At 67.2% G+C, this 19,514-nt stretch carries 25 protein-coding genes; 18 read left to right on the top strand and 7 right to left on the bottom strand.

The window, feature by feature from the left end; translation table 11 throughout:
- Nucleotides 1–60: 60 nt before the first annotated feature.
- From AU192_RS07970 to AU192_RS07900, 16 genes are read left to right on the top strand one after another with little or no spacing between them, the layout of a single operon-like run.
- Entirely contained in the window at nucleotides 61–1,857 is a 1,797-nt protein-coding gene (locus AU192_RS07970; RefSeq protein ID WP_064395261.1) for a nickel-dependent hydrogenase large subunit, read from the top strand.
- 3 nt (nucleotides 1,858–1,860) lie between these two features.
- Nucleotides 1,861–2,799: a NifU family protein gene (locus tag AU192_RS07965; RefSeq protein WP_064395260.1), complete on the top strand. Its 939-nt coding sequence runs from the start codon at nucleotides 1,861–1,863 to the stop codon at nucleotides 2,797–2,799.
- Nucleotides 2,796–3,437, top strand: coding sequence for a DUF5947 family protein (locus AU192_RS07960; RefSeq protein ID WP_064395259.1), 642 nt, complete (start codon nucleotides 2,796–2,798; stop codon nucleotides 3,435–3,437). The genes AU192_RS07965 and AU192_RS07960 overlap by 4 nt, the downstream gene beginning before the upstream one ends.
- Nucleotides 3,425–4,069 (top strand): DUF6084 family protein, encoded by a 645-nt coding sequence (locus tag AU192_RS07955; protein ID WP_064395258.1) that lies wholly within the window; start codon nucleotides 3,425–3,427, stop codon nucleotides 4,067–4,069. The genes AU192_RS07960 and AU192_RS07955 overlap by 13 nt, the downstream gene beginning before the upstream one ends.
- Entirely contained in the window at nucleotides 4,066–5,403 is a 1,338-nt protein-coding gene (locus tag AU192_RS07950) for a hypothetical protein (RefSeq protein WP_064395257.1), read from the top strand. Before AU192_RS07955 ends, AU192_RS07950 begins: the two co-directional genes overlap by 4 nt.
- A complete protein-coding gene (locus tag AU192_RS26260) occupies nucleotides 5,394–5,513 on the top strand; it encodes a DUF6893 family small protein (protein WP_094285694.1) in 120 nt (39 codons plus the stop codon). Before AU192_RS07950 ends, AU192_RS26260 begins: the two co-directional genes overlap by 10 nt.
- Before the next feature lie 28 nt (nucleotides 5,514–5,541).
- Nucleotides 5,542–6,018 (top strand): hydrogenase maturation protease, encoded by a 477-nt coding sequence (locus tag AU192_RS07945; protein WP_082694946.1) that lies wholly within the window; start codon nucleotides 5,542–5,544, stop codon nucleotides 6,016–6,018.
- Between the two features lie 3 nt (nucleotides 6,019–6,021).
- The gene (locus tag AU192_RS07940; RefSeq protein WP_064395255.1) at nucleotides 6,022–6,285 is read left to right on the top strand and encodes a HypC/HybG/HupF family hydrogenase formation chaperone; all 264 of its coding nucleotides are present in this window, start codon (nucleotides 6,022–6,024) and stop codon (nucleotides 6,283–6,285) included.
- A complete protein-coding gene (hypF, locus tag AU192_RS07935) occupies nucleotides 6,282–8,588 on the top strand; it encodes a carbamoyltransferase HypF (protein ID WP_064395254.1) in 2,307 nt (768 codons plus the stop codon). The genes AU192_RS07940 and hypF overlap by 4 nt, the downstream gene beginning before the upstream one ends.
- Nucleotides 8,585–9,304, top strand: coding sequence for a DUF6390 family protein (locus AU192_RS07930; RefSeq protein ID WP_064395253.1), 720 nt, complete (start codon nucleotides 8,585–8,587; stop codon nucleotides 9,302–9,304). The genes hypF and AU192_RS07930 overlap by 4 nt, the downstream gene beginning before the upstream one ends.
- Entirely contained in the window at nucleotides 9,301–10,026 is a 726-nt protein-coding gene (locus AU192_RS07925; RefSeq protein ID WP_064395252.1) for a HypC/HybG/HupF family hydrogenase formation chaperone, read from the top strand. Before AU192_RS07930 ends, AU192_RS07925 begins: the two co-directional genes overlap by 4 nt.
- Entirely contained in the window at nucleotides 10,023–10,709 is a 687-nt protein-coding gene (locus AU192_RS07920) for a D-sedoheptulose-7-phosphate isomerase (RefSeq protein WP_064395251.1), read from the top strand. Before AU192_RS07925 ends, AU192_RS07920 begins: the two co-directional genes overlap by 4 nt.
- Nucleotides 10,706–11,800 (top strand): hydrogenase expression/formation protein HypE, encoded by a 1,095-nt coding sequence (gene hypE, locus AU192_RS07915; RefSeq protein WP_082694945.1) that lies wholly within the window; start codon nucleotides 10,706–10,708, stop codon nucleotides 11,798–11,800. The genes AU192_RS07920 and hypE overlap by 4 nt, the downstream gene beginning before the upstream one ends.
- A gap of 12 nt (nucleotides 11,801–11,812) precedes the next feature.
- Nucleotides 11,813–12,085, top strand: coding sequence for a HypC/HybG/HupF family hydrogenase formation chaperone (locus AU192_RS07910; RefSeq protein WP_064395250.1), 273 nt, complete (start codon nucleotides 11,813–11,815; stop codon nucleotides 12,083–12,085).
- Nucleotides 12,086–12,095: 10 nt separating this feature from the next.
- A complete protein-coding gene (hypD, locus tag AU192_RS07905) occupies nucleotides 12,096–13,223 on the top strand; it encodes a hydrogenase formation protein HypD (RefSeq protein WP_064395249.1) in 1,128 nt (375 codons plus the stop codon).
- Between the two features lie 53 nt (nucleotides 13,224–13,276).
- Nucleotides 13,277–13,720 carry a hypothetical protein gene (locus AU192_RS07900; RefSeq protein WP_064395599.1) on the top strand — a complete coding sequence of 148 codons (444 nt, stop codon included), beginning with the start codon at nucleotides 13,277–13,279 and terminating at the stop codon, nucleotides 13,718–13,720.
- A 4-nt stretch (nucleotides 13,721–13,724) separates the two neighbouring features.
- Here AU192_RS07900 and AU192_RS07895 read toward each other — a convergent pair whose 3' ends face one another.
- Together AU192_RS07895 and AU192_RS07890 are read right to left on the bottom strand one after the other, a co-directional pair.
- A complete protein-coding gene (locus tag AU192_RS07895; RefSeq protein WP_064395248.1) occupies nucleotides 13,725–13,919 on the bottom strand; it encodes a DUF3046 domain-containing protein in 195 nt (64 codons plus the stop codon).
- Nucleotides 13,920–13,928: 9 nt separating this feature from the next.
- A complete protein-coding gene (locus tag AU192_RS07890; RefSeq protein WP_064395247.1) occupies nucleotides 13,929–15,101 on the bottom strand; it encodes a glycosyltransferase in 1,173 nt (390 codons plus the stop codon).
- 42 nt (nucleotides 15,102–15,143) lie between these two features.
- On the opposite strand from AU192_RS07890, the gene AU192_RS07885 reads away from it, so the two are divergent.
- Nucleotides 15,144–15,584 carry a limonene-1,2-epoxide hydrolase family protein gene (locus tag AU192_RS07885; protein ID WP_064395246.1) on the top strand — a complete coding sequence of 147 codons (441 nt, stop codon included), beginning with the start codon at nucleotides 15,144–15,146 and terminating at the stop codon, nucleotides 15,582–15,584.
- A 6-nt stretch (nucleotides 15,585–15,590) separates the two neighbouring features.
- Here AU192_RS07885 and pspM read toward each other — a convergent pair whose 3' ends face one another.
- The 5 genes from pspM to pgsA form a co-directional block, all read right to left on the bottom strand.
- Nucleotides 15,591–16,421: a phage shock envelope stress response protein PspM gene (pspM, locus tag AU192_RS07880; protein WP_064395245.1), complete on the bottom strand. Its 831-nt coding sequence runs from the start codon at nucleotides 16,419–16,421 to the stop codon at nucleotides 15,591–15,593.
- A gap of 15 nt (nucleotides 16,422–16,436) precedes the next feature.
- Nucleotides 16,437–17,252, bottom strand: a complete 816-nt coding sequence (gene pspA, locus AU192_RS07875; RefSeq protein ID WP_064395244.1) for a phage shock protein PspA — start codon at nucleotides 17,250–17,252, stop codon at nucleotides 16,437–16,439.
- A 116-nt stretch (nucleotides 17,253–17,368) separates the two neighbouring features.
- A complete protein-coding gene (clgR, locus tag AU192_RS07870) occupies nucleotides 17,369–17,689 on the bottom strand; it encodes a transcriptional regulator ClgR (RefSeq protein ID WP_064395243.1) in 321 nt (106 codons plus the stop codon).
- A gap of 83 nt (nucleotides 17,690–17,772) precedes the next feature.
- Nucleotides 17,773–18,261, bottom strand: coding sequence for a CinA family protein (locus AU192_RS07865; RefSeq protein ID WP_064395242.1), 489 nt, complete (start codon nucleotides 18,259–18,261; stop codon nucleotides 17,773–17,775).
- Entirely contained in the window at nucleotides 18,239–18,835 is a 597-nt protein-coding gene (gene pgsA / locus AU192_RS07860) for a CDP-diacylglycerol--glycerol-3-phosphate 3-phosphatidyltransferase (protein WP_064395598.1), read from the bottom strand. Before pgsA ends, AU192_RS07865 begins: the two co-directional genes overlap by 23 nt.
- A gap of 41 nt (nucleotides 18,836–18,876) precedes the next feature.
- Between pgsA and AU192_RS07855 the strand changes: the two genes are divergently transcribed.
- Entirely contained in the window at nucleotides 18,877–19,386 is a 510-nt protein-coding gene (locus AU192_RS07855) for an amino-acid N-acetyltransferase (protein WP_198957133.1), read from the top strand.
- Nucleotides 19,387–19,514: the final 128 nt, after the last annotated feature.

Genomic DNA, 19,514 nt, shown 5'->3' with positions numbered 1-19,514 from the left:
GCTTTCGGGTATCGAAACGGCCTGTGACGCTTCTCATCAGAAGAGGGAGAGAAGAGTTCGATGACAACCATCATCCCCGAGCCGTCACACGTGAAGCGCGATCCGGGCCAACTCGTGGAGATGGCGTGGGACCCCATCACCCGGATCGTCGGCAGCCTCGGCATCTACACCAAGGTCGACTTCGACAACCGCGAGGTCGTGGAGTGCCACAGCACCTCGTCAATCTTCCGCGGCTATTCGATCTTCATGAAGGGCAAGGACCCGCGCGACGCCCACTTCATCACCAGCCGCATCTGCGGCATCTGCGGCGACAATCACGCGACGTGCTCGTGCTACTGCCAGAACATGGCCTACGGCGTCAAACCGCCGCATCTCGGCGAATGGCTGATCAACCTCGGCGAGGCCGCCGAGTACATGTTCGACCACAACATCTTCCAGGAGAACCTGGTCGGTGTGGACTATTGCGAGAAGATGGTCGCCGAGACCAATCCCAGCGTGCTGGCCAAGGCCGAGAACACCCAGGCGCCGCACGCCGACATGCACGGCCACCGCACGATCGCCGACATCATGCGCTCGCTCAACCCATTCACCGGTGAGTTCTACCGGGAGGCGTTGCAGGTCAGTCGTTGGACGCGAGAGATGTTCTGCCTGATGGAAGGTCGGCACGTTCATCCGTCGACGCTTTACCCCGGTGGCATCGGCACCACCGCGACGGTCCAGTTGATGACCGACTACATGACGAGGCTGATGCGCTACGTCGAGTTCATGAAGAAGGTCGTGCCGATGCACGACGATCTCTTCGACTTCTTCTACGAAGCGCTCCCCGGCTACGACCAAGTGGGCCTGCGGCGCACGCTGCTCGGCTGCTGGGGGTCGTTCCAGGATCCCGAGGTGTGCAACTTCGAGTACAAGGACATGGAGCGCTGGGGCGACGCCATGTTCGTCACACCCGGAATCGTGATCGACGGCAAGCTGCACACCCACTCGCTTGTCGACATCAACCTTGGTATCCGAATCCTGTTGGGCCACTCGTACTATGACGACTGGACCGATCAGGAGATGTTCGTCAAGACCGATCCGCTGGGCAATCCCATCGACCGACGGCACCCCTGGAACCAGCACACCAACCCGCGGCCACAGAAGCGCGACTTCGACGGTAACTACAGCTGGGTGATGGCTCCGCGCTGGTTCGACGGCACGGACCACCTGGCGCTGGACACCGGCGGCGGGCCGTTGGCACGGCTGTGGTCCACCGCGCTCGCCGGGCTGGTCGACATCGGCTATGTCAAGGCGACCGGCCAAAGTGTGCAGATCAACCTGCCCAAGACGGCCCTGAAGGGCCCGGTCGAGCTCGAGTGGAAGATCCCGCAATACGGCAGCAACACACTCGAGCGCAATCGCGCCCGAACGTACTTCCAGGCCTATGCGGCCGCCTGCGCCCTGCACTTCGCGGAGAAGGCGTTGACGGAGATCCGCGCCGGCCGGACGAAGACCTGGGAGAAGTTCGAGGTGCCCGACGAGGGCATCGGTTGCGGGTTCACCGAAGCGGTACGCGGAGTCCTGAGTCACCACATGGTGATTCGCGACGGCAAGATCGCCAACTATCACCCCTATCCACCGACACCGTGGAATGCGAATCCCCGCGACAGCTACGGCACACCGGGACCCTACGAGGACGCGGTCCAGGGCCAGCCGATCTTCGAGGAGAACGACAGGGAGCACTTCAAGGGCATCGACATCATGCGCACCGTTCGAAGTTTCGACCCGTGCCTGCCGTGCGGCGTGCACATGTACCTGGGTAAAGGGAAAACCTTGGACCTGCTGCACTCCCCCACCCAGTCCGTCACCGGGGAATAGGGAATGGCCCCGCCGATCGAGAACGACGCGCAATGGCGTACGGCGGGTGACCGGATACAGGCCCTGCTCGATGCGTCGGCCGCAGGCGGCCCCGCCGCACACGAGCGGGCGGTCCAACTCCTCGGTGAGGTCACCGATCTCTACGGCGCCGCACTCGAGCGGATGCTGCGGATCGCGGTGAGCGCCGACGCCCGGATCGCCGAACGGCTGGCCGGCGACGACCTCGTCGCGAGCCTGCTGCTCGTACACGGCTTGCACCCGCACGATATCCACCGGCGCGTCGGGGACGCCTTGGACAGGGTGCGGCCCTATCTCGGCTCACACGGCGGTGACGTGACGCTTCTCGAAACCGTCGACGACGGCTCACACGGATTCACCGTCCGCCTGCAGTTCGCCGGCAGCTGCAAGAGCTGCCCCTCGTCGGCGGTCACCCTGGAGTTGACCGTTGAGGACGCCATCCGGGCGGCGGCCCCCGAGGTAACCGCGATCGAGGTGGTTGCGCCGGAGCCGAGCCCGACGATGATTTCGCCGGCAACGCTGTTCAGCCACGTCGAGCAGCGCGCGCCCGGACATTCCTCGTGGCACCCCGTCCCCGAATTCACCGACCTGACGCCCGGCGAGGTCGGCGGGTTCTCGGTGGCGGGAACCACTGTGCTGGCGTGCCGCATCGGCGACGAGGTGTTCGCCTACCGCGACCGGTGCGGTGTCTGCCATGAATCGCTGGCCGGTGCCGCGCTCCACCGCAGCATCGGGTCACCCGCGGGTGACCCGGTGCTGCGCTGCCCGCGCTGCCATGCCCATTTCGACGTTGTGCACGCGGGAGCCTGCGTCGACGAGGGCTCCGATCCGCTCACTCACCTGGAGCCGATTCCGCTGCTGGCGCGCGACGGCGTGCTGTCGATCGCGATGGGCGCGCAAGCCACCGAGGCGGGTGTGGCATGACCAGCGCGTACGACGTGCTCGCGATGATCCGGGCCAACCGCGGCGCCCCCGCACCCGCGGGCGAACGCTGTGAGATGTGCGCCGAAGCGATCGCCGACGAACACCAGCACGTCGTGAATGTCGAAGCGCGAGCGCTGATGTGCGTATGCCGCGGCTGTTATCTGCTGTTCACCGACACCAGCGCCGAGCTCCGCTATCGCGCGGTCCCCGACCGCTGGCTGTCCTTCCCGGAATTCGGGCTGGGACGCCGGGATTGGCAGCTTCTTCAGATCCCGGTCGGGCTGGCGTTCTTCTTCAGGAACTCGACGTTGAATCGCGTGGTGGCCTTTTATCCCGGGCCGGCGGGCGCGACCGAGTCTGAACTGGACCTCTCCGCGTGGGACGGCGTCCGTGCGGCGGACCCGCGGGTTGACCTGCTCGCCGACGACACCGAGGCCCTGCTGGTGCGGGTGCCCGACGATGAACGTCGGGCACCGGAATGCTTCCTGGTGCCCATCGACGCCTGCTACGAGTTCGTCGGCAGGCTCCGCCAGCTGTGGCACGGTTTCGACGGCGGTCAGCAGGTGCGCGGATATCTCGACGATTTCTTCGAGCACGTGCGTGACCGGGCGAAGGTGGTGGCGCCGTGCCAGAGCTGACCTTCGCGGTGCTCGACATCCGCGCCGAACCGTACGCGGTGGCACCGGTGCTCACGGCCCGGATCGGTATCGCTTCCGACGGTGACGACCCCGTGCATGCCATCGCGCTGCGGTGCCAGGTCCGCATCGAACCGTTGCGCCGCCGGTACTCCGATGACGAGGCGTTCGGACTGCTCGACCTGTTCGGACCCCGTGAGCGCTGGGACACCACACAACACAACTTCCTTTGGCAGCATGCCAGCACCATGGTTCCGGGCTTCACCGGGACCACGCAGGTCGACCTGCCGCTCGAGTGCACATACGACCTCGAGGTGACTGCGGCCAAATACTTCCATGCGCTGGGCGAGGGTGGGGTTCCGCTGCAATTCCTGTTCAGTGGAACGGTTTTTTCCCGCGGTGAAAAGAACTTCAGCGTTCAGCAGGTCCCCTGGGATCGCGAGGACCACTACGACCTGCCCGTGTCGACGTGGCACGACCTGATGCGCCTGCACTTTCCCAACACCGGTTGGTTGCGGCTGAGTCACGACACCATCGACGCGCTGTCCGAGTTCAAATCAGCCCGCGGCCTCCTGAACTACGACGACGCGATCGTCTCGCTACTGGCCGCTCACACCGCAGAGGAGATTCGATGACCGCAGACTGGGATCACGCCCGGGCCGTCGCGGACGCGGTGCTCTACGAGGGGTACCTGCTGTATCCCTACCGAGCGAGCTCGAGCAAGAACCAGTCCCGTTGGCAGTTCGGCGTTCTGGGACCGAACGGCGCCGCGGAGGCCGCCATCGGAGAAGACGCCTCGCTGTGCACCCAGGTGCTGGTGGACCCGCACGGCATCCCGATGGTTACCGGTGTGATCCGCTTCTTGCAATTGCAGCGCCGCAGCGTCGAACGCGACGCCGGGGGTGGACGGTTCGAACCGGTCGGTGAGCTGCGTTCGGGGGCCGATGCATGGGTCAGCTGGGACGAGGCCGTCGAGTGCGAGATCCCGATCGACCCGTTCCCGGTCATGAGCCTGCCTCGGACATTGGACATCTCGGTTCCGTCGGCGAGAGAGATCGAGCCCGTCGCGGGCGGCAGGCTGGTGCGGACGCGCCGCGAGCTGAGCGGCCGACTCGACGTCTCCGCCGAGCAAAACGGCGACTTGCTGCGGCTCACGTTCGATGTGTGCAACACCGCTGCACCGGCCGGCGACAAGGACGAGGCGATCGCCGTGTCACTGATCGGGACCCACCTCTTGCTGGAGGTGGCCGACGGTGAGTTCATCTCCCTGCTCGAACCGCCGGAGTGGGCCGCCGACGCCGTGGCGCGGTGTCGCCAGTACCGCTGCTTTCCGGTGCTCGCCGGACCGGCGCCACATCGGGATCTCGTGCTCGCGTCGCCGATCATCCTCTACGACCACCCCGAGATCGCCGAGCAGAGCAAGGGTGCGCTCTACGACTCGACCGAGATCGACGAGATCCTGACGCTGCGCATCATGACCATGACCGACGACGAGAAGGCGCAGGCCCGAGCCACCGATCAACGCGCCGCGGCGATCATCGACCGCTGCGACTCGATGTCGCCCGAGGCGATGCTCGATCTGCACGGCGTGCTGCGGAACCCGCATGCGCCGGGCGGGGAGCCGGACCTGATCCCGCAGATCCCGGCCGGCGTCGAGTGGTGGGATCCCATGGTCGATACGGCGGTGCAGCCGGACTCGGATGCGGTGCTGGTCAACGACACTCGCATCGCCCGCGGCAGCCGTGTGCGGTTGCACCCCTCCCGGCGGGCCGACGCGCAGGACGTGTTCTACGCCGACAAGATCGCGCGCGTCACCTCGGTGCATGAGGACGTCGACGGCGAGCACCATATCGGCGTCGTCATCGAGGACGATCCCGGTGCCGAACTGCACGACTGGTACGGCCGCTACCTGTACTTCGCACCTGACGAGGTCGAACCTCTGGTTGAAGGGAGTCCGCAATGGAAGTGATTGGCTGGATCGCGGTCGGAGCCGTGGCGGTCGTGGCCGTGGCGGCGGCGTTGATCGGCATCCGCTCCGTACCGGATGCGCGGCGCTACATGAAGATGCGCCGGATGTGAAGCCGGACGAGGTGTCCCGATCTCTCGAATTCTGGTAGCCGGACTCGGCAACATCTTCCTCGGGGACGACGGCTTCGGCCCCGAGGTGATGCGCCGCGTGCCGCCCGACCTCGCCGGACCACACGTTGCGGTCAGGGATTACGGGATCGGCGGCATGCACCTCGCCTACGACCTGCTCGACGGCTGCGACGCCCTGGTCCTCGTCGACGCCATCCCGAGTCGCGGCGCGCCCGGCACGCTCCACGTATTCGAGGCCGACCTCACCGACGCCCGGGCCGCAACGGGTCTGGACGCGCACGCGATGGATCCCGCGGCGGTGTTCGACAGCCTCAATGCGCTCGGCGGCACCCCGCCCTTCACCGTGGTGATCGGCTGCGAGGTCGACCGCGTCGACGAGGGTATCGGGCTGTCGGACGCCGTCGCGGCGGCCGTACCAGAGGCGGTGCGGGTGATCGGCGAGGTGGCCGCCGGACTATCGGCCCGCGTCTCGGTGGCGGAGGGCTGAACGATGTGTCTTGGGATACCAGGGCGGGTCGTGACGATGCTGGACGGCTACGGTGATCAGCTCGCCCTCGTCGACGTCGCCGGCGAGCACCGCAAGGTCAACGTCGGCATGCTGCCCGAAGAAACGTTCTCGCCCGGTGACTGGGTGATCATCCACATGGGCTTCGTCGTGGAGAAGACCGACAGGGCCGGGGCCGACGCCGCGCTGGCTGGTCTGCAGTTGATGGGCAGGGGCGAATCTGTCACCGGCGCCGAGGATCCGCCATGACCACGCGGCGCAGGTTGCGCGTCCATGTGCGCGGAGTGGTTCAAGGAGTCGGCTTCCGGCCCTTCGTGTACACGACGGCGGCCGCGCTGGGATTGACCGGGAGTGTCTGCAACGACAGTTCCGGCGCCCTCATCGTCGTCGAGGGTGACGCGGCCGATGTCGAGGCATTCCTGGCCCGCCTGCGCGATCACCCACCGCCGCTGGCTGTCGTCGAAAGCTTCGATACCGAGCGCCTTCCGCTCGCGGGAGGAACGGGCTTCATCATCGCCGACACGTCTCGGACTGACGGGGGCCGCACCCTGACTTCACCCGACGTTGCCATGTGCTCCGACTGTGCCGCCGAGCAGCGCGACCCGGGCAACCGGCGCTTCCGCCATCCGTTCGTCAACTGCACCAACTGCGGACCCCGCTTCACGATCATCGCCTCACTGCCCTACGACCGACACGCGACGACGATGGCGTCCTTCGAGATGTGCGAGGCCTGTGCCCGCGAATACCACGATCCCGCCGACCGGAGGTTCCACGCCCAGCCCGTCTGCTGCCCGGACTGCGGCCCAACGTTGACCTACCGCGACCTCGCGGGAGCCACGATGACGGGCGAATCCGCGCTGCGGCGCGCGCGCCGGTTACTGACCGACGGAGGCATCCTGGCGGTCAAGGGCATCGGCGGCTACCACCTGGCCTGCGACGCCGCCGACGAACGCGCGGTCGCCGAGTTGCGTGCCAGGAAGCGCCGCGGCGACAAACCGTTCGCGGTGATGGCACCCGACCTCGCGACCGCTCGCGGCCTGGTCGAGATCGATGCGCCGTCGGCGCGGTTGCTGGCCGGACCGCAACGCCCCATCGTGTTGATGCCGCGGCGCGACGGCGCCCCGGTCGCCGACGCCGTCGCACCGCACAACCCCGACCTGGGCATCCTGCTGGCCTACACCCCGTTGCACGCTCTGCTGTTCGGGCTGCCCGGCGACGCACCCGGACCGACCGTGTTGGTGATGACCTCGGCCAACCTCGCCGGCGAGCCGATCTGCTTCGTCGATGCGACCGCGCTGGAACGGCTTTCGCGCATCGTCGACGGTTGGCTGATGAACGACCGCGAAATCCTGGTGCCCTGCGATGACTCCGTGATGCGGGTGATCACTCTCGACGGCGGATACGAGCCGGTGGAATTGCCGATCCGGCGATCGCGCGGCTATGCGCCGCTGCCCGTGGCGTTGCCGATGCCGGTACCGCCCTCGCTGGCGGTCGGCGCCGACCTGAAGAACACCATGGCGGTCGCGGACGGCCGATACGCATGGCTGAGCCAGCACATCGGCGACATGGACGACCTGGCGACGCTGTCGGCGTTCGATTCCGCCCAACGCCACCTGCGGGAATTGACGTCCGTCGCGCCGCAGGTGTTGGTCGCCGACGCGCATCCGCTGTACCGGTCGACCGAGTGGGCCCGGCGCAACGCCGCCGACCGGCCGGTCAAACTAGTTCAGCATCATCACGCACACATCGCCGCGGTGATGGCCGAACACGGCCTCGACGGGTCCACACAGGTGCTCGGGTTCGCCTTCGACGGAACGGGTTACGGGCCCGACCGTGCGGTGTGGGGCGGCGAGGTGCTGCTGGCCAACTACAAGGGCTACCAACGGCTCGCGCACCTGAAGTACGTGCCCCTCGCCGGTGGTGACGTCAGCGTCCTGCGCCCGTATCGGATGGCCCTGGCACACCTGCGGTCGGCGGGGATCGCGTGGGATCCCGAACTGCCCCCGGTCTCGGCCTGTCCACCCGACGAGCGTCAAGCGCTTGCCCGGCAACTCGAGACCGGTCTCGGGTGCGTACCGACCTCCAGCATGGGCCGGCTGTTCGACGCGGTGTCCTCGCTCGTCGGCGTGCGGCACATGGTGGACTATGAAGCGCAGGCCGCGATCGAGCTGGAGGGCATGTCCCGCGGCGTCGATTGCGGCACAGAGCCTTACGCATTCAGCGTCGACACATCCGACTCCGCGGCGGTGATCGATCCCGCGCCCGTACTTGACGCTATCGTCGCTGACCTCCGTGCGGGCATATCCCCGTCCGGCATCGGCGCCCGGTTCCATCGCGCGGTCGCCGACCTGGTCGTCGACCTCGCTTGCACACACGCCGACTCGTCGCGTCCCGTGGCCCTTTCCGGGGGGGTCTTCCAGAACGCGCTGCTCCTCGAGTTGACGCTGAACGGGCTACACGACAGGGGCATCGACGCGATGACCCATCGCATAGTGCCGCCCAACGACGGCGGTATCGCGCTCGGCCAGCTCCTGGTGGGGAACGCATCATGAACGGCAAGGACGGTCGTACGGAGTTCGGCCGCTACGCGTACCCGCCGAACGAGCTCGGCTACTGTGGACCCGCCGAGGTCGACGCCACTTCCGGGCTCGCCTCGCATGCACGCGAATTCGATGGAGCCTGGCCGTATCTGTCCGCCATCGCCGAGGCGCTCGGCGCCTCTGACGCACTCGACGAAGAGGTCGTTCGCGCTTACTGGATCGGTGGTCGCGCGCTGAGCAAGGTGGATCCCGAGCACCTGCTCGCCCGGCTACGTGCCTCGTTCACCGGCCAAGTCACCGGACTGCTCGACGCTGTTTCCTCCACCTCTGATGCCCTGGCACACCACAGCTTTCACGTCTTGGTCGTTTACCCCTGGGTGAAGTTCCTGGGACGCGACGCCGACACCGCGATGGGCGTCATGCAGGCTTGCCGCATCCGGTGGGGCACCGTCACGTCCGTCACCGGCGACCAGGCGGAGATCACGTCGCGGCCGCTGAAATACGGAGACGGTCGCCTGGTACTGGGCGATCGGCGCGCCGAGCGAATCACATGGAAGCGGGGAGGGCTGTCACTGGCGCCCCCTCCGAAACCTGGGACGATCGTCTCCGCCCACTGGGACTGGATCTGCGGGACGCTGACCGACGAGGAGGCCGCCGACCTCGAAGGGGCCACGCAGACAACGCTCGATCTTGTGAACTCTATTCTCGGACAGGGAGTATCGCGATGACGATCGCTGAGCGACCGTATGTCGGCGACGAGTTATCCGCCGACCTGGCCGCCGCCGCGCTGGATCTGGCCCGCCGGTTCAACGACGGCGCGACCCTGTGGGTGATCTCACCGCAATGGGAACCGCACGCCCACCACATCGCGGTCGAGTTCGTGCACCCGGTGATCATGGGCAAGCGGGCGCTTCCGTCGGTCGCCCTGGTCGAACCGGATCCGGTCGCGCAGACGCGGGTGGCCAGCCGGCCCGGTGATCTGCTGGTCGCGGTGGCATCGGCGGACGAACCGTCTGTCGTCGACGCCATGCAGCGCGCCCGCGCGTGGGGCGTCCTGACGCTGTGGATCGGCTCCGGACCGCGTCCGCCTGCGGGAGCGGCGAACCACATCCTCTGGATCGACACCGACGACCCGATGGTGCCCGCCACCGGAGCGTTCGTGCTGCTGTATCACCTGCTGTGGGAGCTCACCCACGTCTGCTTCGAGCATCAGGGTCTGCTCGGACCGGCGCAGCCCGCTGCCGTCTGCGTGACGTGCAGCGACGAGGGGCGGCTCGGCGAGGTGCTCGCCGAACCGGTCGACGCGACGAGTTCGGCGCTGGTACGCACCGCCGACGGCGAGGAGTGGGTCGACGTCACGCTGATCGGTGACGTCGCCGTCGACGACCTCGTCCTGCTTCACGCCGGCGCGGCGATCTCGCGCGTCGAGCCCGAGGAGGTGCGCCGATGACCGAATCCGATGCCACCGGTTTCCTGTACCCGTTTATCGAGTCCGAGGAGACCGACGCCACGAGCCTGCTCGACGATCTCGCGGCCTCGGCCCGCGGTAAGGCCGCTGAAAGCGCTCGGCTTCAACGGGAATCGCTAGATGAGTACGGCGATAGTTTGACCGCGGCCGGAACGCAGATGGCCGAGCGGTTCGGCCGCGGCGGGCGGTTGTACACCTTCGGCAACGGCGGAAGTTCCACCGACGCCGCGACATTGGCCTCGCTGTTCAGCCGACCGGCGCGCGGAAGGCCGATCGCCGCGTGGTCGCTCGCCGCCGACAACGCCGTGGTTACCGCGCTCGGCAACGATGTCGGGTTCGAGCTGATCTTCAAACGCCAGATCATCGCCCACGCCCGCGACCGCGACGTTGCGATCGCGCTGTCCACGTCCGGCAACTCCGACGATCTGATGACCGCGATCACCGAAGCCAAGCGACGAGGTCTGCTGACCGTGGGCTTCTCCGGCCATGACGGCGGGCGGATGGCGGCCGCCGACGACCTCGACTTCTGTTTCACCATCCACTCACAGAGCATCCACCGCATCCAGGAGAGCCACGCGATGCTCGGCTACCAACTCTGGTCGGTAGTCCAGACACACCTGCACACCACCACGGCCCGCACACTGAACGGAGCGCATTCCACATGACACGAGCTGCGAGCGCGTCCGAACGCGAAGACCGGGTGCTGGAACGGATCGACAAGTTCCGCCAGCGACGACCCCGTCTGCTCGACGACGTGGTGACGCTCGCACACGGGGCGGGCGGCAAGTCGTCGGCAGCGCTCGTCGACGCGGTGTTCCTCGAGGCCTTCCGCAACGACGAACTCGAACAACTCGGTGACGCGGCCGCGGTGCGGATGCCGTCGGGTGAACAACTGGCATTCTCCACCGACTCCTACGTGGTGTCGCCGCGGCGCTTCCCTGGCGGCTCCATCGGCCACGTCGCGGTGCACGGCACGATCAACGACCTGGCCGTGTCCGGCGCCCGCCCACAGTGGCTTTCGGCGGCGTTCGTGATCGAAGAGGGCTTTCCGATCGCCGAACTGCGCGAGATCGTCGCGGACATGGGCGAAGCCGCATTGAACGCGGGGGTGCAGATCGTCACCGGCGACACGAAGGTCGTCGGCAGGGGCGCCGCCGACGGCGTCTACATCTGCACCGCGGGCATGGGGTTGATTCCCGAGGGCCGGCGACTGTCCCGCGACAGCGTAAAGCCCGGCGACAAGGTCGTGCTGTCAGGCACGATCGGCGAGCACGGGATGGCCGTCATGCTGGCGCGCGGCGATCTGGCCATCGACGCCGACATCGCCTCGGACACGGCGCCGGTGCACGAACTCGTCGAGCTGCTGATGACCGCGGCGCCGTCGACAAGGTGGATGCGCGATGCGACCCGCGGGGGTGTGGGCACGGTGGCTAACGAACTCGTCAAAGACTCGCCCTTCGCGATGATCCTCGACGAGGAGAGGCTGCCCGTCCTGCCGCAGGTGCTCGGGGCGTGCGACATGCTCGGCATCGACCCGCTCTACGTGGCGAATGAGGGCAAGTTCGTCGCCGTGGTGCCCGCCGACGAAGCCGATGCCGCGGTGTCCGCGCTGCGCGGCCACCCGCAGGGCGCGCAGGCCGCGGTGGTCGGCGAGATCGTCCACGAACCCCGCGGAATCGTCGCGCTACGAACGTCGTTCGGTGGCAGCCGGATCGTCGACATGCTCGTCGGCGACCCCCTGCCGCGGATCTGTTGAGAGGAGACCGAAATGTGCCTCGGCATCCCCGGTCAGGTGGTCGACATCGTCGACGCCGAACAATCGCTGGCCAAGGTCGACGTGAACGGCGTCCGCAGAACCATCAGCGTGCGCCTGTTGGCCGACGACAATCTGCAGGTCGGCGACTGGGTTCTGGTCCACGTCGGATTCGCGATGGCCAAGATCGACGAACGCGAGGCCACTCTTACCCTCGACCAGGTGCAGAAGATGGGCGCCGACTACACCGCCGAGATCGAAGCGTTCAACTCGTCCGAAATCGCTTGAGAGGCAAACCATGAGATTCGTCGACGAATTCCGCGACCCGGCCGCAGCACGCGCGCTGGTCAGATCCATCACCGACCTCGCCGGCGACGACGAGTTCAAGTTCATGGAGGTGTGCGGCGGCCACACCCACACCATCTACCGCCACGGCATCGAGCATCTGCTGCCGGAGACGGTCGAGCTGGTACACGGGCCGGGATGCCCGGTGTGCGTCATCCCGATGGGACGCGTCGACGACGCGATGTGGCTGGCCGAACAACCGGACGTCATCTTCACGACGTTCGGCGACATGATGCGGGTGCCGGGATCGCGGGGCAACCTCATCGAGGCGAAGGCCCGCGGTGCCGATGTGCGCTTCGTGTACTCGCCGCTGGACGCCCTCAAGATAGCGATCGACAACCCCGACAGGCGGGTTGTGTTCTTCGCAGTGGGCTTCGAGACAACCGCGCCGTCCACCGCCGTGACGCTGGTGCGCGCGAAAGCTTTGGGCGTGAGTAACTTCAGCGTCTTCTGTAACCACGTCACGATCGTTCCGCCCATCAAGGCGATCCTGGAGTCCCCCGACCTGCGACTGTCCGGATTCCTCGGGCCCGGACACGTCTCGACGGTGGTGGGGCTGCGCCCGTACCGGTTCGTCCCCGATGTGTACGGAAAACCGATGGTGGTGGCGGGATTCGAACCGCTCGACATCCTCGCGTCGGTGCACATGCTGCTGCAGCAGATTCGGGGCTGTCGCTGCGAGGTCGAAAACCAGTACACGCGGGTGGTGCGTCCCGAAGGCAACACCCAGGCACTCAAGCTGATGGCGCAGACGTTCGAGCTGCGACCGCATTTCGAGTGGCGGGGGCTGGGTTTCATCTCGCAGAGCGCGCTGCGGCTCCACCCCGACTACGCCGACTTCGACGCCGAACGCACCTTCGCCATGCCGGGTGTGCGGGTGGCCGATCCGAAGGCATGCCAGTGCGGTGAGGTGCTCAAGGGCGTCATCAAACCATGGGAGTGCAAGGTCTTCGGGACCGCGTGCACACCGGAGACACCGATCGGGACATGCATGGTGTCTCCCGAGGGCGCCTGCGCGGCGTACTACAACTTCGGCCGGTTGCACCGGGAAACGGCGTTGGTCCTGGGTCAACGCGCCTGAGACCGTCGATTCGTCGCCGCAGATCCCGCGGCGACAAGTGAGGAGTGATTGTCATGACAGAGCCGGAGGAACGAGGAAAGCGCGGAACCGGATCCGATCAACCCTCGGGCGGACCGGCGGACCGTCCGTCGGACACCTATCGCGGTGATGAGTCCGTCCCCGCACACGAGAACAGCGGAAAGCCGGACTTCCAGACGGGATTCACTAACGAACCGCCCAAGGACGTCAAACCCGAGATTCCCCCGTACGAGGGTCGGCAGATGTCGGCCAAGCCGGAGGGCGCGGGCGACGAGGGCGGCGAGCGCACGGCAGGCGCGGTGAAGCCGACGACGGATGCCGCGAGCAAGTCGGCGTCGCCGAGCGAGACCGCGGGCGGTGCGACAGCCTCTCCAGCGGACGAACAACCGGCGTCACAGATGCCGGAGTCCGACCGCGGCGACGACCGAGTGGGCCCATCGCACACCGCGGGCACCGGTCGCGCCGAGGACAAACGCTGACGGCTCACCACTGATCGCGCGGGACGTCGAAGTCCGAACACAGCGCACGCCACACGTCCCGCGGATCGACGCCGTCCTCGATGGCCTGTTCGGCGGTGCGCCCATCCAATCCGCTCAGGACGTGGTCGACAAGCAGCGACGAGCCCCGCACCGGGCCGAACTGTTCCTCGACGAGCTGATGAAATTCCGTCAACCGCACGAGCCCAAACTACGCCGACGCGGCCAGCGCTTCATGGCACACCCGTACCGGATCTTCGACGTCGGCGACCGTCGCCCCCGCCCGCCGCGCCGCCTGCCGGTAGCGGGGTGTGCCCAAGACCTCGCGCACCGCCTGCGCCAGCGCATCCGGAGCGAGAGGGCGCACCAGCTGCGCACTCCCCTGCCGCACAACACGATTCGCGATCTCCCATTGGTCGCCCCCGCCGGGGACCACCACCATCGGGACTCCGGCCAGCAGTGTCTTGGCCACCATGCCGTGGCCGCCTCCGCAGATCACCAGGTCGGCGTGCGACAGCAGTTCGTCCTGTCTTCCCAGCCCGACCACCGCCCACGGCGGAACCGCGACCTCCGAGCCGCCCAGTCGCGACACCACGACGCGCGATCCCGGTGGCAACGCCTCCCCCGGCGTCAAGGTCTCCAATGCGACCTCGGCAAGGCCGCGTTCCCCCGTGGTGGCGGTCGACGGTGCGACGACCACGACGGGTCCGTCACCCGGCGGGATGTCGAGCGTCGCCTTCGTCGGCTCGAAGTGCAGCGGACCCACCACCACGGCTTCGGCGGGCCAGTCCGGCCGCGGCACCTCCAGCGCGGGCAGCGTGGCGATCAACCGTCGGCGCGGGCCGGGATCGTCAGCAGGCAGCCCGATTTGCACACGGACAGCCGAGCGCTGGCGAATGCCCTGCCGCCACGACCGGGCGGAGAGGGCGCGCAGGATCGCGTCGCGCAACCGGCCGCGGACGCCGACGCCGGGCGCCAGCCCGCTGCCGATCGGCGGGAGGCCCTTCGACGGCCGGTACAGCGGGTGCGGATTCAACTCGACCCAGGGCAGCCCGAGCAGTTCGGCGCAGAACCCGCCCGCCGTGGTGATGGCGTCGGAGACCACGAGGTCTAGCGCGAGCTGACGCATCTGCGGCGCGTTGAGCACGGCCATCCGGGCGCCACGCTGGTGGACCTTCGCGCCGGCGTCGGTGTCGTCGTCGGTGTCCACCGGATCCAAGCCGAGGAGTTCGACGGCGGCCACCCCGGCGTCGCGGGCCGTGTCCAGCCATTCCGTCCCGGTCAGCAGCGTCGGCGTATCCCCGTTGGCCAGGAATCGAAGGCACAACGCGAGTGCCGGAAAGGCATGTCCCGGATCCGGTCCAGCAACCACCGCCACGCGCATTGGGCTACCCTGCCACAGCGGCGCGGCACTAGGCTTGCGCCCATGACCGACCAGGCTTCTGAACTGAAAACCGACGTCGACAACATCCGGGCGGTGGAAACGTTCCTCTACGCCTTGCAGGACGAGGATTTCGACACCGCCGACGGCCTGCTCGCCGATCACGCCGAATGGCACAACGTCGGCTACCCCACGATCCGCGGCCGCCAGCGCATCATCGGCCTGATGCGTCGCGGTCAGGGCCGGTTCGGCTTCGAGGTGAAAATTCACCGCATCGCCGCCGACGGCAGCTCCGTGCTCACCGAACGCACCGACGCGCTGGTGTTCGGACCGGTGCGCCTGCAGTTCTGGGTGTGCGGAACGTTCGAGGTGCACGCCGGCCGAATCACGTTGTGGCGCGACTACTTCGACACTCTGGACTTCCTCAAGGCGACGGTGCGCGGTCTGGTCGCGGCGGTGTTCCCGGCGCTGCGCCCCACGATGTGACTACGGCTACGCCCCGCGGACGTGGCCGAGTTCGTTGAACGCCTCGGCCCAGCCGACCAGCCGATCGGTGGCATTGGACAGCTCGTCGCGGTAACGCTGTTGCCACATCGGTGAGGTGGATGTCGGACCGGCGTTCGCCGCCGACACCAGTTGTGCTGCGGCGTTGACCATTGCGCCGTACTGCCGCGCCCCGTGATCGAGTTGCGCCGTGAACGCCTGAATAGTGGGTACCAGGTGGGCGCGCGACTGCGGCGTCGCGCGGATCGCCCGTTCCATCGACATCACTTCGTTCGCGGTGGCTGCCATGGTCGTCGCGGTCTGGTTTGCCGCGGCGGCCAGCTCGCGAAGTTCATCCGGCGGCAGCATCCGTCCGCGCTCCAGGACCCCGAGCAGCGAGAAAAATCCACGCTCGGAGGTGGCCAACGCCGCCATCGGCGGGCGTGCGGCCGACCCCCACGGTGGAAGCCTGCGGGTGGCACGGGACCGTGGAGGGGGCAGCGGCTCGCGTCGCAGCCAGCGGTACCGCAACAACGTCAGCGTGGCCAAGAAAGCGGCGCCGACGGCGATCGGCGACGGGATGAGCAGCGCCCATGCGGGAACATCCCATGCGGCCACCACGCCGGTCACGCCGATCCAGAACACGCAGGAAATCGTGAAGAACACGGTGAGCCGCAGCGCCCAGCGGCGCTTGCGGAGTAGCTTGGCGCGCGGGTCAGCGGCGGCGTTCAGCTTGTCGGCCAGGACATCGGACCACTCGGCGGCCGTGTCGATGCCGTTCTGGACACCCCGTTGCACCAGCGAGCGCAACGGCTCGGGTCGACTCCTCTGCGAACTCACTGGTGCCCTCACCAACTATTGAGACAGCGGATTTTCCGGTGTCGCCTGCTGCGGATTGGTCGCCGGGGTCGCGGGCTGCGGCGCGGCGTTACCGCCCGCGGGCAACTGATCACCGCGCATCGAGGCGCGGATCTGCTCCAGCCGGGAATGCCCGGCCATCTGCACGCTCGCCTGCTGGACCTCCAACATCCGGCCCTGCACCGAGTTCTGCGCCAATTCGGCCTCGCCCATGGCGTTGGCATACCGGCGCTCGATCTTCTGGCGCACCTCGTCGAGGCTGGGCGTGGTGCCCGGGGCGGCCAACTCGCTCATCGAGCGCAGCGACGAGCTGACCTGCTCCTGCATCTTGGCCTGTTCGAGCTGGGACAGCAGCTTGGTGCGCTCGGAGATCTTCTGCTGCAGCATCATCGCATTCTGCTCGACAGCCTTCTTGGCCTGGCCGGCCGCGTTGAGCGCCTGGTCGTGCAGGGTCTTGAGGTCCTCGACGCTCTGCTCTGCGGTCACCAGCTGCGCCGCGAACGCTTCTGCGGCGTTGTTGTACTCGGTGGCCTTGGCGGCGTCACCGTTGGCGACGGCCTGATCGGCCAGCGTCAACGCCTGCCGCACGTTGACCTGCAACTTCTCGATGTCGGCGAGCTGGCGGTTCAGACGCATCTCCAGCTGGCGCTGGTTGCCGATCACCTGGGCGGCCTGCTGAGTCAGGGCCTGGTGCTGGCGCTGGGCTTCCTCGATGGCCTGCTGAATCTGCACTTTCGGGTCGGCGTATTCGTCCACCTTGGAGCTGAACAGCGCCATGAGGTACTTCCACGCCTTGACGAACGGATTGGCCATGTCAGTTCACTCCGCCTTCGTGTCGTTGTGTCGGACTCGCCGGCCCGGCTTCCCGTGCTGCCCAATCTATCGGGTCAGCGCGTATCACCACAGTCGGTCGTGGTCGGCTCAGCGCGTCAAGCGACCGCCATCGACACGACCTGCGGGATGACCACCTTGGTGGTGGCGTCGATGTTGGCGGCACCGGCGAAGGCGGCACTCTCCTCACGCTCCATCTCCTGACCGGCGTCGAAGAGCACCTGGGACAGCGGAACGTCGAGGGCACCGCAGATCGCGCTGAGCAATTCGCTCGAAGCTTCCTTGCGGCCGCGTTCGACCTCGGAGAGGTAGCCCAGGCTGACCCGGGCGGTGTCGGACACTTCGCGCAGGGTGCGTCCCTGGTCGACGCGGGCACGACGCAGCACGTCGCCGATCACCTCGCGCAGCAATGCCGTCATCGTGCTCTCCCTTCGGAGTCAGTGTCTGGGGATCCAATAGGGCAACGCTGAGCGTGGGCTAGTTGGTTCCCGGATGGCGCAGATCACTGTCGAGTGAGGGCCGACCGCAGGCGCACGACGGCCTCCCGGACCGCCGCGAGGCGGATCTCCCAGCGCGATCCGTCCAGCCGCAACTCGACGACGTCGGTCTCGACCGGCCCGGCGATGCCGAGGAACACCGTCCCGACGGGGTGGCCGCCGTGGAGCTCGGGTCCGGCGACACCGGTGAGACCCACGCCCCAGGTCGCCTCGCAACGCATTCGGGCTCCCACGGCGAGTGCGCGAGCGGTCGGCGCTGCGACGGGCCCAACCTCGTCGAGCATCTGGCGTGTCACCCCGGCCAGCGAGATCTTGGTGTCCTCTACATAGGTGACAAGGCCGCCGCGTAGCACCGCGCTCGCCCCCGGCACGCCGGCCAGTGTGGCCGCCAGCAGGCCTGCGGTCAGCGATTCGGCGGTCGCGACCGTCTGCCCGCGCACGGTGAGGTCCGCGACCAACACGCGAGCGTCGTCACTGACCAGCGGGTCGTCCACGGGAGTCCTTGATGGCCGTCACGACGTAATCGACCCCTGTGACGACGGTCAGGATGACGGCCGCGCACATGACCACCCACGCCGCGGCCAGCCACGCACCCGACAGCGGCAGCACGAACAGCCCGATCGCCACCCCTTGTACGAGGGTTTTGAGCTTTCCGCCGCGGCTGGCCGGGATCACGCCGTGACGCAACACCGCGAACCGCAACACCGTGATGCCGATCTCCCGGGTCAGGATCACCACCGTGATCCACCACGGCATGTCGCCCAGTAGCGAAAGCCCGATCAGCGCTGCGCCGATGAGGGCTTTGTCCGCGATGGGGTCGGCCAGTGTGCCGAACTCGGTCACCATGCCGTAGTTGCGCGCCAGTGCCCCGTCGAACCGGTCGGTGATCACCGCGACGGTGAACACGACGAATGCGGCTATCCGCCAGAATGTTTCATGCCCGTCGCCGACGAACAGCACCACTAGGAAAACCGGAACCAACGCCATCCGCATGCCGGTGAGCACATTCGCGATGTTCGCTACACGGGCGCGCGGAACCAGCGGATCAGTATGGGGTTGGCCCGACACCGCAACAGAATATCGGTTGCTCGAACCGATACTCTCCACCTGTGAGCGCAGAATCCGGCGAGGTCGTCGTGCGGCGTGCGCGAACTTCGGATGTCCCCGCCATCAAAACCTTGGTCGACATCTACTCCGGCAAGATTCTGCTGGAGAAGAACCTGGTGACGCTCTATGAGGCTGTTCAGGAGTTCTGGGTCGCCGAGCTGGGCGGCGAACTGCTCGGCTGCGGCGCGCTACACGTGTTGTGGTCCGACCTCGGCGAGGTGCGCACCGTGGCCGTGCATCCCAAGGTGAGGGGCCAAGGCGTCGGGCACGCGATCGTCGACAAACTGCTCGACGTCGCGCGCGAGTTGCGCCTCGAGCGGATCTTCGTGCTCACCTTCGAAGTCGAGTTCTTCAGCAAGCACGGGTTTCGGGAGATCGACGGCACACCCGTCACCGCAGAGGTCTTCGAGGAGATGTGCCGCTCGTACGACACCGGCGTCGCCGAGTTCCTCGACCTGTCCTACGTCAAGCCGAACATCCTCGGCAACACCCGAATGCTATTGACCCTCTAGCGATTTGTGCACACTTTGTTGCGCTGAGTGGCTGTTGCGAAATGCCGATGGATGTCCTTTGTGTTGGCCGGTGAGCACGAAACGATGAGGTATGGCTCGTTCGTATCGTCCGGTGGTGCGCGATCAGG

The organism is Mycobacterium lehmannii (genome assembly GCF_001499925.1).
GTDB lineage: Bacteria > Actinomycetota > Actinomycetes > Mycobacteriales > Mycobacteriaceae > Mycobacterium > Mycobacterium lehmannii.
Note: the sequence above shows the minus strand (reverse complement) of the source record. Positions and strands in the feature narration are given on the sequence as shown.

Bases quoted from the DNA above. Each gene is read 5' to 3' on its own strand.
- AU192_RS07950 (WP_064395257.1), top strand. From the start codon at position 4,066: ATGACCGCAGACTGGGATCACGCCCGGGCCGTCGCGGACGCGGTGCTC.
- AU192_RS07925 (WP_064395252.1), top strand. From the start codon at position 9,301: ATGACGATCGCTGAGCGACCGTATGTCGGCGACGAGTTATCCGCCGAC.
- AU192_RS07890 (WP_064395247.1), bottom strand. From the start codon at position 15,101: ATGCGCGTGGCGGTGGTTGCTGGACCGGATCCGGGACATGCCTTTCCG.
- hypE (WP_082694945.1), top strand. From the start codon at position 10,706: ATGACACGAGCTGCGAGCGCGTCCGAACGCGAAGACCGGGTGCTGGAA.
- AU192_RS07970 (WP_064395261.1), top strand. From the start codon at position 61: ATGACAACCATCATCCCCGAGCCGTCACACGTGAAGCGCGATCCGGGC.
- AU192_RS07910 (WP_064395250.1), top strand. From the start codon at position 11,813: ATGTGCCTCGGCATCCCCGGTCAGGTGGTCGACATCGTCGACGCCGAA.
- AU192_RS07960 (WP_064395259.1), top strand. From the start codon at position 2,796: ATGACCAGCGCGTACGACGTGCTCGCGATGATCCGGGCCAACCGCGGC.
- AU192_RS07930 (WP_064395253.1), top strand. From the start codon at position 8,585: ATGAACGGCAAGGACGGTCGTACGGAGTTCGGCCGCTACGCGTACCCG.
- AU192_RS07885 (WP_064395246.1), top strand. From the start codon at position 15,144: ATGACCGACCAGGCTTCTGAACTGAAAACCGACGTCGACAACATCCGG.
- AU192_RS07900 (WP_064395599.1), top strand. From the start codon at position 13,277: ATGACAGAGCCGGAGGAACGAGGAAAGCGCGGAACCGGATCCGATCAA.
- clgR (WP_064395243.1), bottom strand. From the start codon at position 17,689: ATGACGGCATTGCTGCGCGAGGTGATCGGCGACGTGCTGCGTCGTGCC.
- AU192_RS07965 (WP_064395260.1), top strand. From the start codon at position 1,861: ATGGCCCCGCCGATCGAGAACGACGCGCAATGGCGTACGGCGGGTGAC.
- AU192_RS07920 (WP_064395251.1), top strand. From the start codon at position 10,023: ATGACCGAATCCGATGCCACCGGTTTCCTGTACCCGTTTATCGAGTCC.
- pspA (WP_064395244.1), bottom strand. From the start codon at position 17,252: ATGGCCAATCCGTTCGTCAAGGCGTGGAAGTACCTCATGGCGCTGTTC.
- hypF (WP_064395254.1), top strand. From the start codon at position 6,282: ATGACCACGCGGCGCAGGTTGCGCGTCCATGTGCGCGGAGTGGTTCAA.
- hypD (WP_064395249.1), top strand. From the start codon at position 12,096: ATGAGATTCGTCGACGAATTCCGCGACCCGGCCGCAGCACGCGCGCTG.
- AU192_RS26260 (WP_094285694.1), top strand. From the start codon at position 5,394: ATGGAAGTGATTGGCTGGATCGCGGTCGGAGCCGTGGCGGTCGTGGCC.
- AU192_RS07940 (WP_064395255.1), top strand. From the start codon at position 6,022: ATGTGTCTTGGGATACCAGGGCGGGTCGTGACGATGCTGGACGGCTAC.